Below are 14,078 nucleotides of genomic sequence, written 5' to 3'. Positions count from 1 at the left end.
CAGACGCCCCCTCGCGCCATAAAATGGTGCGTGTTATACCTCATTTTATAAACATTTTGATATCAATTTATTTACATTGCGTTATGTTTCTATCCATCTCTCCCACGCCAGCGTTCGGCGGGGAAACTCGTTAAATAAACATTACAAAACAAATAGATAGACACAACACCCCTCAACAGGAAGGAGTCAGGCATGCATAAGTCTGTGTTAACAATGGCACTTTTAGCACTATCTCTCCCGCTGTATGCCGTAGCGGATAGCGGTACCTCCGATTCGGCCACATTACAGAAGATCAAGCAGAATGGCGTGATCGTCGTCGGCCACCGTGAGTCATCGGTGCCCTTCTCTTATTACGACAATAAACAGCAGGTGGTCGGCTACTCGCAAGATTACAGCAACGCCATCGTGGCCGCGGTAAAGAAGCAACTCGCACTGCCTAACCTCCAAGTGAAGCTCCTGCCTATCACCTCGCAAAACCGTATCCCATTGTTACAAAACGGTACCTATGACTTTGAGTGCGGCTCGACCACTCATAACGCCGAGCGCCAGCAACAAGTGGCCTTCTCCAATACCCTGTTCATCGTCGGTACCCGCTTGTTGACCGCCAAGGACAGCGGAGTGCATGACTTCCGTGATCTGGCGGGTAAACCGGTGGTGGTCACCTCCGGCACCACCTCAGAGATCATGCTCAATCGCATGAACGAAAAAGAGGGTATGAAGATGCGTATCATCAGCGCCAAGGATCACGGCGACTCATTCCGTACCTTGGAAAGCGGCCGCGCGGTAGCTTTCATGATGGACGATGCACTCCTGGCTGGCGAGCGCGCCAAGGCCAAGCAACCCGAACGCTGGGTCATCGTCGGTACACCGCAGTCCTATGAGGCCTACGGCTGCATGCTGCGTAAGGATGATCCCGCCTTCAAGAAGTTGATCGACGACACCATCGCCCAGGCACAAACCGCCGGCCAGGCCGCCAGTTGGTATCAGCGTTGGTTCGAGCAACCGATCCCGCCGAAGAATATGAATCTACACTTCGCCCTCTCCGAGGAGATGCATAAGTTGTTCGCCACGCCCAACGATCGCATCGCCGAATAGACGTAACCACGCCGCGTCGTCCCGTAGGCGCCTACGGGACACGGCATCGCTCTCCTTGCGCGCCCGCTGGCGGCGCGCCGGTTAACCGGAGTCATCTATGTCTATCGATTGGAACTGGGGCATCTTCCTCGAACCGGCCCCCTTCGGCGGCACCACCTACCTGGGCTGGATCGGCTCCGGGATGCAGGTGACGATTGCCCTCTCCGCAGCGGCCTGGCTGATCGCTCTGCTGTTAGGTTCGCTGCTGGGGATCCTACGCACCCTGCCTAGCCGTCCGCTGGCGACGCTTGCGGCCCTCTACGTGGAGCTGTTCCGCAACGTCCCGCTGATCGTGCAATTTTTTACCTGGTATCTGGTGGTGCCGGAGCTATTGCCGACGGACTGGGGCAACTGGTTTAAAGGCGAACTGGATCCGCCGATCCAGTTTTTCGTCTCTTCGCTGTTGTGTTTGGGACTGTTTACCGCGGCACGCGTCTGCGAGCAGGTGCGCGCCGCGATCAATGCCCTGCCGCGCGGGCAGAAGAACGCCGGGCTGGCGCTCGGTTTCACTCTGGCGCAAACCTACCGCTACGTGCTGTTACCCAACGCCTACCGGGTGATCGTGCCGCCCCTCACCTCCGAGATGCTGAACCTGGTAAAGAATTCGGCCATCGCCTCGACCATCGGTTTGCTGGACATGGCCGCCCAGGCCGGCAAGCTGCTGGATTACTCGGCGCATGCCTATGAATCCTTCACAGCCATTACCCTGGCCTATATCGCCATCAATGCGCTATTGATGCTGGGCATGCATCTGCTGGAGCGGCGCCTCCAGCTACCGGGCAATATGGGGAGCCGCTAATGTATCAATTCGACTGGAGTTCCATCGTCCCCAGCTTGCCCTATTTGCTGGATGGTATGGCGATCACCTTGCAGATCACCGTCACGGCGGTGGTGGTCGGCATTCTATGGGGTACCTGCCTGGCAGTGATGCGCCTGTCACGCTGGAAACCGCTCGCCTGGCTGGCCGCGCTGTACGTTAACCTCTTCCGCTCGGTGCCGTTGGTGATGGTGTTGCTGTGGTTCTACCTGGTGGTGCCCAGCCTATTGCAACAGGTGCTCGGCCTGTCACCTAAACAGGATATCCGGCTGATCTCGGCGATGGTTGCCTTCGCCCTGTTCGAAGCCGCCTACTACTCGGAGATCATCCGCGCCGGGATCAAGAGCGTCGCACGCGGGCAGAACGCCGCCGCTCTGGCGCTGGGCATGACACCGTGGCAATCCATGTACCTGGTGATCCTGCCGCAGGCGTTCCGCGCCATGGTGCCACTGCTGCTGACCCAAGGGATCGTGCTATTTCAAGACACCTCGCTGGTGTACGTCCTAAGTCTGGCTGACTTCTTCCGCACCGCCTCAACCATCGGCGAGCGCGACGGCACCCAGTTAGAGATGATCCTGTTCGCCGGTGTCATCTACTTTATTATCAGCCTCAGCGCCTCGCTGCTGGTCAACCATCTTAAGAAAAGGAGCGCAGTATGATCGCCCTGCAACAGGTCAGTAAATGGTATGGGTCGTTTCAGGTGCTGAACGACTGTAGCACCCATGTCGATAAGGGCGAGGTGGTGGTAGTCTGCGGCCCCTCCGGCTCGGGCAAGTCGACCCTGATCAAGACCGTCAACGGGCTAGAGCCGATCCAGCAAGGGCAGATCACGGTCAATGGCACGGCGCTGCACGACCAGCGCACCAACCTGGCGCGGCTGCGTGCCCAAGTCGGTATGGTCTTCCAGCACTTTGAGCTGTTTCCCCACCTGTCGATCATCGACAACCTGACCTTAGCGCAGATCAAAGTGCTCGGCCGCCCACGCGCTCAAGCCATCAGCAAAGGTCAGGCCCTGCTGGAACGGGTCGGCCTGGCATCGCACGCTAGCAAGTTCCCCGCCCAACTCTCCGGTGGCCAGCAACAGCGCGTAGCCATCGCTCGAGCACTGTGCATGGATCCGGTGGCGATGCTATTCGACGAGCCGACCTCAGCCCTCGATCCAGAGATGATCAACGAAGTCCTGGATGTGATGATCGCTCTGGCGCGCGAGGGCATGACGATGATGGTGGTCACTCATGAGATGGGGTTCGCGCGCAAGGTAGCCAACCGGGTGATCTTTATGGATGAGGGACGCATCATCGAAGACCGGGCAAAGGACGATTTCTTCACCCAGCCCCACTCGCCGCGTGCGCGTGATTTCCTAGCAAAAATCATCCACTAACACGCAGGAAGCCGAGCGTCTCAGGAGTGCGCCCTGACTCACGCTTTCCCCCCCGGCAACTGTCCGAGCTTGCGTCACGGGAGTATGGTGTAAGCCAACCATCCCGTGACGCGAATCGGAGGGCTCCCCATGACACTTCCCCTGATCATCGATTGCGACCCCGGCCACGATGATGCCATCGCCCTAATCCTGGCGCTGGCCAGCCCAGAATTAGATCTACGGGCCGTGACCACGTGTGCCGGCAATCAAACGCCCGACAAGACCCTGCGCAACGCCCTGCGCATTCTCACCCTGCTCCGCCGCAGCGACATTCCGGTGGCGGCCGGAGCCGCCAAGCCGTTGCTGCGCGAGCTGATCATCGCCGACAATGTACACGGTGTGAGCGGATTGGACGGCCCCTGCCTACCCGAGCCCGGCTTCGCCCCCCGCCCCGAAGGGGCGCTGGCGTTGATGGCGCAGACGCTACGCGCCAGCGCGCAACCGCTCACCCTGGTGGCCACAGGGCCACTGACCAATGTGGCGCTGTTGTTGGCGGCGCATCCCGAGTTACACACACGCATCGCACGCATCGTCATCATGGGCGGCAGCGCTGGCGCCGGTAACTGGACCCCCGCGGCAGAGTTCAACATCTATGTCGATCCCGAAGCCGCCGAGATGGTATTCCAGAGCGGTGTGCCCATCGTGATGGCAGGGCTGGACGTGACCCATCGGGCACAAATCCTCGATGCCGATATCGAACGCTTGCGCGCCTTAGGCAACCCGGTGGCGCGTACCGTCGCCGAGTTGCTCGACTTCTTTATGCGCTATCACCGTCAAGAAAAATGGGGCTTTCAGGGCGCGCCGCTACACGATCCCTGCACCATCGCCTGGCTGCTACGTCCCCAACTCTTCCGCCACCACACATGTTGGGTCGGCGTGGAAACCTGTGGACAATACAGCGACGGCATGACGGTAGTCGATAGCCTCGGCCAGAACGGTTTGCCCGCCAACACCACCGTACTGACAGACATCGATCGTAGGGCTTTCGTCGATCTGCTCGTCGAGCGGATCGCCACGGCCTATGGCGACTTCACGGAGGAAAGAGGATGAAACGACCGGTGATCATCGACTGCGATCCTGGGCTGGATGATGCCATCGCCCTTGCGATGGCGCTGCGCGCACCGCAACTGGCGGTGTTGGCGGTAACCACCAGCGCCGGCAACCAGACCCCAGAGAAAACCCTGGACAACGCCCTGCGTCTGCTGACCCTGATGGGGCGCGATGACATTCCGCTGGCCGGCGGTGCCGCCAAGCCGCTGCTCTACCCACTGCGCATCGCCCAAGAGGTACACGGCAGCAGCGGAATGGGACATACCCAACTGCCTGAAGCCCCCCGCAGCGCCGATGCGCGTGGCGCACTGGCGCTGATGGCCGAGGTATTGCAGCGTAGTCGCGAACCGGTCACCCTGGTGGTCACCGGCCCGATGACCAACGCGGCCTTACTGCTGCGTAGCTATCCGCAACTGCGCTCGCGCCTGGCGCAGATTGTCTTTATGGGCGGCGGGATGGACGTCGGCAACGTCACCCCCTGCGCCGAGTTCAACATCCTGGTCGATCCTCACGCGGCGGACATCGTGATGCAATCCGGCGTACCGCTGGTCATGGCCGGACTACATATGACCCACCAGGCGTTGGTGCTACCTGACGAGGTTGAGCGCATCCGCGCCCTCGCCAACCCGGTAGCGCTGGCGGTGGCCGAGATGCTCGACTTCTATCTGCCTATCTACCTCAATGGACCACGCCATTTACCAGGGGCAGCGATGCATGATCCCTGTGCCATCGCCTGGCTGCTGGCGCCGCAGTTGTTCAGCAGCGCGCATTATTGGGTGGGCGTGGAAACACGCGGACGCTATACCGCGGGGATGACGCTGGTCGATCGCCACCGGCTGACGGGACGCGACGCCAACTGCGAGGTGCTGTTGACCATCGACCGCCCCGCCTTTGTCGCGTTACTGATCGCCGAGCTACGGCGCTACGCGGCGTAGCGCCAAGCCACGACGCGAGCGTCTTCAGGGACGGAAGGGGCGGCGCTGGAACTGATCATGTCCACAGCGCGGGCAACGCGGCAAGATCTCCGGGGTATAGACATCCAGGTTGAAGTGGCACTTCTCACACACCAGATGCCCCAGACCGACCACCTCGCCGCTGTGGTAGACACCGTGATGGCTGACATCCTGTAATACCTCGCGCCATTCGAGCTGGGTCTTGTCGGTGATGTCGGCCAACTCCTGCCACAGGCTTTCCTTAATCACCCGCATGAAGACACTGTCCTCCATCTCATCGCGGCTCTCCTGATAGGCACGAGCGAACTCTTCCAGATCGCGGCGCATCGCTAGACGGATCTGTTCGATGTCGGCCTCGCTCAGGTCGCTGGCATGGCGCAGTTGCTGCTGCGCGCTATCCAGCAGCGCATCGATGTCGCGCTCGCCGTTCTTCAGGCGTTCGGTCAGCGCCGCCAGCCATTGTTGATAATAGTGCGTCACCTTACTCATCGTCCTACCTCCATCTCGCAGCGGTCAGAAAAACCAACATGCCGCCCCCTCTGCACCGGCCGGCACGTAACTCCCCGAGTTCTCGTCTGTTAGTTATAGTTTAGCCCTGATTAATTGTCAGACTATCCTCTTCATCGTCACTGCGTAACAAAAGGTGATCGACGCGACGGCGGGGAAAGAATTCGCCACGCAGCCACGCTCGGCGGTTGTTGCCTGCGGCGCTTATCGGCTATTCTATGCCGATCACTATCACACATCAGGCTACAGGTGTAGCTGTTTCACTAACAGGACTTCCAGCTGCCATGCAAGAGCAATATCGTCCAGAGGACATCGAATCCCACGTCCAGCGTCATTGGGATGAACAGAAAACCTTCCAGGTCACCGAGGATGCCAGCAAGGAGAAATACTACTGCCTCTCCATGCTGCCGTACCCGTCCGGTCGTCTGCATATGGGCCACGTCCGTAACTACACCATCGGTGATGTGATCTCCCGCTATCAACGCATGCTCGGCAAGAATGTGCTACAACCCATCGGTTGGGATGCGTTCGGCCTGCCCGCGGAAGGTGCCGCGGTCAAGAATAACACCGCGCCGGCCCCCTGGACCTACGCCAACATCGACTATATGAAGAACCAGCTGAAACTGCTGGGATTCGGCTATGACTGGAGCCGTGAAATCGCTACCTGCAAGCCGGACTATTATCGCTGGGAGCAGTGGTTCTTCACCAAGCTGTATGAGAAAGGCCTGGTCTATAAGAAGACCTCCGCGGTCAACTGGTGCCCCAACGACCAGACCGTGCTGGCCAACGAGCAGGTGATCGACGGTTGCTGTTGGCGCTGCGACTCCAAGGTAGAACGCAAGGAGATCCCGCAGTGGTTCATTAAGATCACCGATTATGCCGATCAACTGCTCAACGATTTGGATAAGCTGGAAGACTGGCCGGAACAGGTCAAGACCATGCAGCGTAACTGGATCGGTCGCTCCGAAGGGGTGGAGATCACCTTCCGCGTCGCCGATCGCGACGACACCTTCGCCGTCTACACCACCCGCCCAGACACCTTTATGGGCGTCAGCTACCTGGCGATCGCGGCGGCACACCCGCTGGCTCAGGAAGCCGCAGCCAACAACCCGGCGTTGGCGCAGTTTATCGATGAGTGCAAAAACACCAAGGTTGCCGAAGCCGACATGGCGACCATGGAGAAGAAAGGCATGGCTACCGGCCTGTACGCTGTACATCCGTTGAGCGGTGAGCGTCTGCCCATCTGGGTCGCCAACTTCGTATTGATGGATTACGGTACCGGCGCAGTGATGTCCGTTCCGGCTCACGACCAGCGTGACTGGGAGTTCGCCGACAAGTATGGCCTACCAATGAAAGCGGTGATCCTGACCGCCGATGGCCACGCACCAGACATCAGCGCCGCCGCCATGACCGAAAAAGGGGTGCTGTTCAATTCTGGCGAGTTTGATGGTCTAGACTTCGCCGCCGCCTTCGACGCGGTAGCCACCCGCTTAGCCGCCCTCGGCGTCGGCGAGCGTAAGGTCAACTACCGCCTGCGTGACTGGGGGGTCTCCCGTCAACGCTACTGGGGCGCACCGATCCCGATGGTCACCCTGGAGGATGGTAGCGTCATCCCGACGCCGGAAGATCAACTGCCGGTGATCCTGCCGGAAGACGTGGTGATGGATGGCATCACCAGCCCGATCAAGGCCGATGCCGAGTGGGCCAAGACCACCGTCAACGGCCAGCCGGCGCTGCGCGAAACCGATACCTTCGACACCTTCATGGAGTCCTCCTGGTATTACGCCCGTTACACCTGCCCGCAGTTCGACCAGGGCATGCTGGACCCAGCGGCGGCCAACTACTGGCTGCCGGTCGATCAGTATGTCGGCGGTATCGAGCACGCCATCATGCACCTGATGTACTTCCGTTTCTTCCACAAGCTGATGCGTGATGCCGGCCTGGTGAATTCCGATGAGCCGGCCAAACGCCTGCTGTGCCAGGGGATGGTGCTGGCCGATGCCTTCTACTACACCGGTGCCAACGGCGAGCGGAACTGGGTGTCGCCGGTCGACGTTACCGTCGAGCGCGACGACAAGGGACGCATTACCAAGGCCACTGACCGTGACGGACGAGAACTGATCTACGCCGGCATGAGCAAGATGTCCAAGTCGAAGAACAACGGCATCGACCCGCAGGTGATGGTTGAGCGTTATGGCGCCGACACCGTGCGTTTGTTCATGATGTTCGCCTCCCCGGCAGAAATGACGCTGGAGTGGCAGGAATCAGGCGTCGAGGGGGCCAACCGCTTCCTGAAGCGCGTCTGGAAACTGGCCTATGACCACGTGCAGAAAGGCCCGACCGCGCCCCTCGACCTCAGTGCGCTGAATGACGATCAGAAGGCGTTGCGCCGCGATCTGCATAAGACCATCGCCAAGGTAAGCGACGACATCGGGCGCCGTCAGACCTTCAATACCGCCATCGCCGCTGTGATGGAGCTGATGAACAAGCTGACCCGAGCCCCGCAGGAGAGCGAGCAGGATCGCGCCCTGATGCAGGAAGCGCTGCTGGCGGTGGTACGCATGCTGTACCCGTTCACCCCGCACATCTGCTTCACCCTGTGGCAGGATCTGGGCGGCGCCGGCGATATCGACGTCGCACCGTGGCCGGTCGCCGATGAAGCGGCAATGGTCGAAGAGAACAAGCTGATCGTGGTACAGGTCAACGGTAAAGTTCGCGCCAAGATCACCGTCGCCGCCGACGCCAGCGAAGAGCAGGTACGTGCCCTGGCGGCGGCGGAGCCGTTGGTCGCCAAGTACCTCGATGGTGTCACCGTGCGTAAGGTGATCTTTGTGGCGGGCAAACTGCTTAACCTGGTTGTCGGTTGAGCCTAGGAGGACGTGTGCGACATCGTATCACTACGCTGTTGCTAGGATTGGCGGTGTTACTCACCGCCGGATGTGGATTCCACCTGCGCGGCAACGTGCAGGTTCCCTCCGAGTTCCATAAGCTCATCTTAGACAGTAGCGACCCGTATGGTCCCTTTACCCGCGCGGTGCGCGAGCAGTTGCGCCTAAACGATATCATCATCGTCGATGCGCAGAGCCTAGCGGCACAGAGCCGCACGGCCCAAACGGCTACGGACAACACGGCTAAAACGGAAGTAGATAAAACGGCCAGTGCGCTGCCCTCTCTGCGCCTGTTAGGTATTAGCCGTAGTCAAGACACCGTCTCCATCTTCAAGGATGGAGTCACGGCAGAGTACCAGATGGTGATGACCGCCAACGCTCAGGTGCTGGTGCGTGGCCACGATATCTACCCGCTCACGGTACGCGTCTACCGCAGCTTCTTCGACAATCCGTTGGCCGCCTTGGCAAAGGATGCCGAACAGACGATGTTGGTGCAGGAGATGTACCAACAGGCGGCCCAGCAGTTGGTGCGTAAGCTGATGAGTGTGCAAGCGGCCGAGTTGCACAACAACGATCGGCGGATGAGCGTCGAAGCCAGCGCGCCACGGGTGCAGGGCAGCGACGATTTTGAACGGGTCAACACCAGCATCATCGCCGCACCGGCGTCCACGGCCGGACACACGGCACAATGAACCGGATCTACCCCGAACAGCTCGGCGCGCAGTTGCAGGATGGACTGCGCCCCTGCTACTTCATTCTGGGCAACGACCCCCTGCTCATCCAGGAGAGTCTGGATCTGATCCATCAGCGCGCCCGCGAACTGGGGTTCGACGAACAGCATAGCGTCGCGCTCGATCCCCACACCGACTGGGAGGCGCTATTCAGCCAATCCCAATCACTAAGCCTGTTCGCCAGCCGTCAGATCCTCACTCTGACCTTGCCGGACAACGGCGTCAATGCGGCGATAGGCGAGCGACTGTGTCAACTCGCCGGACTGCTACACCCGGATCTGTTACTCCTGCTGCGCGGCCCCCGTCCCACGCGCGCCCAGGAGAACGCCGCCTGGTATAAACAGCTGAGCACCCAGGCCACCCTGATCAGCTGCCAAACGCCGGAGCAGGCGCAGCTGCCGCGCTGGGTAGCCAACCGCGCTCGCCAGATGCAGCTACAGCTCGATGAGGCGGCGTTGCAACTGCTGTGCTACTGCTACGAAGGCAATCTATTGGCGCTGTCGCAGGCCCTCGGACGCCTGGCGCTGCTCTACCCCGATGGGCGGCTCACCCTGCCGCGCGTCGAGCAGGCGGTCAACGATGCCGCTCACTTCTCCCCGTTTCACTGGGTAGATGCCATGCTCGCGGCACGCGCCAAACGGGCCTGGCACATTCTCAGCCAGCTACGCCAGGAAGGCTGCGAGCCCGTGCTGTTGCTGCGTACCGCCCAGCGTGAAGTACTGCTGCTGTTGCAGTTGCAACGCGCGAGCCAACAAACACCGCTGCGCACCCTGTTCGACCGGCATAAAGTGTGGCAAAACCGCCGCCCGCTGTTGACTCAGGCGTTACAAAATCTGACATTGCCTCAGCTGTATCAGGCGGTCACTTTGCTCAGCCAGTGCGAACAAATCATCAAACAGGATTTCGGCCAATCCGTCTGGCCACAGCTGGAATCCTTGACCCTACTACTGTGCGGCAAGATGCTGCCGGAGAGTATGCTGCATGCCGAGTAAATCCTGCCCGGCGGCGCCAGCCCTGCTGGCGCTGTTTGGAGGCACTTTCGATCCCATCCACTATGGTCATCTCAAACCGGTAACGGCGCTGGCACAAGAGGTGGGGCTTAGCCACATCACCCTGCTGCCCAACCATGTACCGCCGCACCGCCCTCAGCCGGAAGCCAGTGCCGCCCAACGCCTGGCGATGGCGCGTCTGGCCATCGCCGACGATGCGCTGTTCTCCGTCGATGACCGCGAACTGCGTCGCGATACGCCCTCTTATACCATCGATACCCTGGAGGGATTACGCGCCGAACTGGGCAACCAGCAACCGCTGGCCTTTATCATCGGGCAAGACTCGCTGCTCAGCCTGCACCGCTGGCAACGCTGGCAAGATATTCTGCACTGTTGCCACCTGTTAGTCTGCGCCCGCCCCGGCTATCCCGACCATCTGGCGACGCCGGAGTTGCAAGCCTGGCTGGAGCGGCACCGTACCCAGGACAGCGCCCGTCTGCATCAGCAACCTCATGGCTTAATCTACTTGGCCGACACACCACTCTACTCCGTCTCCGCCACCGATATCCGCCAGCGGCGTCACCTAGGCGTCAGCTGTGATGATCTCCTACCGCGGTCGGTACAGCGTTATATCGAGCTACAGGGTCTCTACCGCTAAACCCGCGCCTGTGGTCGGCCGCTTTCGCCCGTTCGGTGATTGACAGGGATTTGCAGGCTGCTATTCTCCGCAGCTACGCATAGCGGGCACGCGCACCTCCCCCAGCGAGGTGCGTCAGATGCCTGGCTATCACCGCATAACTTTATCCACCGTTTGATGAGGGGGAACCTTTGCAAGGTAAAGCACTCCAAGATTTCGTTATTGATAAGATTGATGACCTGAAGGGGCAAGAGATCGTCGCTATCGATGTCCGTGGCAAATCCAGTATCACCGACTGCATGATCATCTGCACCGGTACCTCGAACCGCCACGTGATGTCCATCGCCGACCATGTAGTGCAGGCATCCCGTGCCGCAGGCCTGATCCCGTTGGGCGTGGAAGGACAAAATGGCGCCGAATGGGTGGTCGTCGATCTCGGCGACATCATCGTACACGTGATGCAAGAAGAGAGCCGCCGCCTGTACGAGTTGGAAAAACTGTGGGGTTGATGCGGTGAAACTGCAACTGGTGGCGGTCGGCACCAAGATGCCCGACTGGGTACAAACCGGCTTTCTCGACTATCTCAAGCGCTTTCCCAAAGATATGCCGTTTGAACTGACCGAGGTGCCGGCCGGTAAACGCGGCAAAAACGCCGATATTCGCCGCATCCTGGAGAAAGAGGGCGAACTGATGCTGGCGGCGGTCGGCAAAGGCAACCGCATCGTCACCCTGGATATTCCCGGCAAGCCGTGGGATACCCCAGCGTTGGCCGGGCAATTGGAGCGCTGGAAACAGGATGGCCGCGACGTAAGCCTGTTGATCGGCGGCCCCGAGGGATTAGCGCCGGCCTGCAAAGCGGCGGCCGAACAGAGCTGGTCGTTGTCACCGCTGACGCTGCCGCACCCACTGGTGCGCGTGTTAGTCGCCGAAAGCCTCTACCGTGCGTGGAGCATCACGGCCAATCATCCTTATCACCGTGAGTAATCGCCTGCCGGCCTGTGCCGGCAATGATGTTAATCCCGGCAATACGCTAGAGCATGACGGAACGGAATGAAACCAGATCGTAACCCCTTTCGTGACTATTCGGCAGAGTCCGCCCTGTTCATCCGGCGCGCGCTGGTCGCCTTCGCCGGTGTCCTGCTGCTGACCGGGGTTCTGATCGCCAATCTGTATCACCTCCAGATCCTGCGCTTCGAAGACTATAAGACGCGCTCTAACGAGAACCGTATCAAGCTGGTGCCCATCGCCCCCAGCCGCGGGATGATCTACGATCGTAACGGTACCCCGCTGGCCTTTAACCGTACCATCTATCAGTTGGAGGTGATCCCTGAAAAGGTCGATGGACTCCAAGCGCAGATCGCAGCCTTGCGCCCGATCGTCGATCTCAGCGATGAGGATCTCGATAACTTCCAAAAGGAGCGTAAGCGCTCGCGGCGCTTTACCTCGATTCCGCTGAAGACCGCCCTCAATGAGGTGCAGGTAGCGCGCTTCGCCGTCAACCAGTTCCGCTTTCCCGGCTTCGAGGTTAAAGGCTATCAACGCCGCTACTACCCCTACGGCTCCGCCCTGACCCACGTCATCGGTTATGTCTCTAAGATCAACGATAAAGACGTCGAACGCCTGGACAAAGAAGGCAAGTTGGCCAACTATGCCGCCACCCACGACATCGGTAAGTTGGGCATCGAACGCTACTATGAGGATCTGCTGCACGGCAAGACCGGTTACGAAGAGGTCGAGGTCAACAACCGGGGGCGGGTGATCCGCCAACTGCACGAACAACCGCCCCAGGCGGGGAAAGATATCTACCTGACGCTGGATCTCAACCTTCAACGCTACATCGAGCAGTTACTGGTCGGCAGCCGTGCCGCGGTGGTGGTCAGCGATCCTCGCACCGGTGGCATCCTGGCGCTGGTTTCTACGCCCAGCTATGATCCGAACCTGTTTGTCGACGGTATCTCCAGCAAGGACTACCGCGCCCTGCTCAACGACGCCAATCGTCCGCTGATCAACCGTGCGACCCAGGGGGTCTATCCGCCTGCCTCAACGGTGAAACCCTATGTCGCGGTCTCGGCGATGAGCGCCGGGGTGATCTCGCGTAACACCACCCTGTTCGATCCCGGCTGGTGGCAGTTGCCCGGCTCGGAGAAGCGCTTCCGCGACTGGAAGAAATGGGGGCATGGACGACTAAACGTCACCAAAGCGCTGGAGGAGTCGGCGGATACCTTCTTCTACCAGGTGGCCTATGACATGGGGATCGATCGGCTGAGCGAGTGGCTCAGTAAATTCGGCTATGGCCAGTACACCGGCATCGATCTCTCAGAGGAGCGCTCCGGGCTGATGCCGACCCGTGAGTGGAAGCTTAAGCGTTACAAGAAACCCTGGTATCAAGGCGATACCATCCCGGTCGGTATCGGTCAGGGCTATTGGACCGCCACCCCGATCCAGATGGCAAAGGCGCTGAACATCCTGATTAACGATGGCAACGTCAAGGTCCCGCACCTGCTGCTGAGCACCCGCATCAACGGTCAGTTGGTGCCGTTCCGTCAGCAGGAAAGCCAGCAGATCGGCGACATCCATTCCGGTTTTTGGGAGATCGCCAAAGACGGCATGTTTGGCGTGGCTAACCGCCCCAACGGCACCGGTTATAAATACTTCAGCGGCGCCCCTTATAAAATCGCCGCCAAGTCCGGTACCGCTCAAGTCTTCGGCTACGAGACCTACAACGCGCATACCATCGCCGAACACTTGCGCGACCATAAGCTGATGACCGCCTTCGCTCCCTACGATAATCCGCAGGTGTCGGTGGCGATCATTCTGGAGAACGGCGGTGCCGGTCCGGCCGTCGGCACCATCATGCGCCAGATCCTGGATCACATCATGCTGGGCGATGACAATACCCAGCTTCCCAACGCCACCCCCGCGCCTCCCGGCGTGGAGGGTGACTGATAGGCA

Annotated in this window: 14 protein-coding genes; 13 read left to right on the top strand and 1 reads right to left on the bottom strand. The window is 60.1% G+C overall.

Annotated elements, in window-relative coordinates; genetic code table 11:
• The first annotated feature begins 192 nt into the window (after nucleotides 1-192).
• The 6 genes from EHO01S_RS06445 (at nucleotide 193) to rihA (EHO01S_RS06420) (ending at nucleotide 5,356) form a co-directional block, all read left to right on the top strand.
• Nucleotides 193-1,095 (top strand): glutamate/aspartate ABC transporter substrate-binding protein, encoded by a 903-nt coding sequence (locus EHO01S_RS06445; protein WP_024523188.1) that lies wholly within the window; start codon nucleotides 193-195, stop codon nucleotides 1,093-1,095.
• A 97-nt stretch (nucleotides 1,096-1,192) separates the two neighbouring features.
• Nucleotides 1,193-1,933: an amino acid ABC transporter permease gene (locus EHO01S_RS06440; protein ID WP_024523187.1), complete on the top strand. Its 741-nt coding sequence runs from the start codon at nucleotides 1,193-1,195 to the stop codon at nucleotides 1,931-1,933.
• Entirely contained in the window at nucleotides 1,933-2,610 is a 678-nt protein-coding gene (gltK, locus tag EHO01S_RS06435) for a glutamate/aspartate ABC transporter permease GltK (protein WP_024523186.1), read from the top strand. The genes EHO01S_RS06440 and gltK overlap by 1 nt, the downstream gene beginning before the upstream one ends.
• Entirely contained in the window at nucleotides 2,607-3,332 is a 726-nt protein-coding gene (locus EHO01S_RS06430) for an amino acid ABC transporter ATP-binding protein (RefSeq protein WP_024523185.1), read from the top strand. Before gltK ends, EHO01S_RS06430 begins: the two co-directional genes overlap by 4 nt.
• Before the next feature lie 129 nt (nucleotides 3,333-3,461).
• On the top strand, nucleotides 3,462-4,421 hold the full coding sequence (gene rihA / locus EHO01S_RS06425; RefSeq protein ID WP_024523184.1) for a pyrimidine-specific ribonucleoside hydrolase RihA: 960 nt from the start codon (nucleotides 3,462-3,464) through the stop codon (nucleotides 4,419-4,421).
• Nucleotides 4,418-5,356, top strand: coding sequence for a pyrimidine-specific ribonucleoside hydrolase RihA (gene rihA, locus EHO01S_RS06420; protein WP_024523183.1), 939 nt, complete (start codon nucleotides 4,418-4,420; stop codon nucleotides 5,354-5,356). The genes rihA (EHO01S_RS06425) and rihA (EHO01S_RS06420) overlap by 4 nt, the downstream gene beginning before the upstream one ends.
• Nucleotides 5,357-5,380: 24 nt before the next feature.
• On the opposite strand, the gene EHO01S_RS06415 is transcribed toward rihA (EHO01S_RS06420), so the two are convergent.
• Nucleotides 5,381-5,863, bottom strand: coding sequence for a zinc ribbon-containing protein (locus EHO01S_RS06415; RefSeq protein WP_024523182.1), 483 nt, complete (start codon nucleotides 5,861-5,863; stop codon nucleotides 5,381-5,383).
• Nucleotides 5,864-6,165: 302 nt separating this feature from the next.
• Here EHO01S_RS06415 and leuS point away from each other — a divergent pair, with 302 nt between their 5' ends.
• The 7 genes from leuS to mrdA all read left to right on the top strand — a co-directional run bounded on the left by leuS (nucleotide 6,166) and on the right by mrdA (nucleotide 14,072).
• On the top strand, nucleotides 6,166-8,748 hold the full coding sequence (gene leuS, locus EHO01S_RS06410; RefSeq protein WP_024523181.1) for a leucine--tRNA ligase: 2,583 nt from the start codon (nucleotides 6,166-6,168) through the stop codon (nucleotides 8,746-8,748).
• Between the two features lie 14 nt (nucleotides 8,749-8,762).
• Nucleotides 8,763-9,461 carry an LPS assembly lipoprotein LptE gene (gene lptE, locus EHO01S_RS06405; protein ID WP_024523180.1) on the top strand — a complete coding sequence of 233 codons (699 nt, stop codon included), beginning with the start codon at nucleotides 8,763-8,765 and terminating at the stop codon, nucleotides 9,459-9,461.
• Entirely contained in the window at nucleotides 9,458-10,492 is a 1,035-nt protein-coding gene (holA, locus tag EHO01S_RS06400) for a DNA polymerase III subunit delta (RefSeq protein WP_024523179.1), read from the top strand. Before lptE ends, holA begins: the two co-directional genes overlap by 4 nt.
• On the top strand, nucleotides 10,482-11,147 hold the full coding sequence (nadD, locus tag EHO01S_RS06395) for a nicotinate-nucleotide adenylyltransferase (protein WP_024523178.1): 666 nt from the start codon (nucleotides 10,482-10,484) through the stop codon (nucleotides 11,145-11,147). Before holA ends, nadD begins: the two co-directional genes overlap by 11 nt.
• 170 nt (nucleotides 11,148-11,317) lie before the next feature.
• The gene (gene rsfS / locus EHO01S_RS06390) at nucleotides 11,318-11,635 is read left to right on the top strand and encodes a ribosome silencing factor (RefSeq protein WP_024523177.1); all 318 of its coding nucleotides are present in this window, start codon (nucleotides 11,318-11,320) and stop codon (nucleotides 11,633-11,635) included.
• A gap of 4 nt (nucleotides 11,636-11,639) precedes the next feature.
• Complete coding sequence (gene rlmH / locus EHO01S_RS06385) at nucleotides 11,640-12,110, top strand: 23S rRNA (pseudouridine(1915)-N(3))-methyltransferase RlmH (protein ID WP_024523176.1); 471 nt, start codon at nucleotides 11,640-11,642, stop codon at nucleotides 12,108-12,110.
• Nucleotides 12,111-12,176: 66 nt separating this feature from the next.
• Nucleotides 12,177-14,072: a peptidoglycan DD-transpeptidase MrdA gene (mrdA, locus tag EHO01S_RS06380; protein WP_024523175.1), complete on the top strand. Its 1,896-nt coding sequence runs from the start codon at nucleotides 12,177-12,179 to the stop codon at nucleotides 14,070-14,072.
• Nucleotides 14,073-14,078 lie beyond the last annotated feature (6 nt).

The organism is Edwardsiella hoshinae NBRC 105699 = ATCC 33379, assembly GCF_000474215.1.
Lineage (GTDB): Bacteria > Pseudomonadota > Gammaproteobacteria > Enterobacterales > Enterobacteriaceae > Edwardsiella > Edwardsiella hoshinae.
The sequence above is the reverse complement of the archived record's forward strand: the minus strand, read 5'-3'. Positions and strand labels throughout refer to the sequence as shown.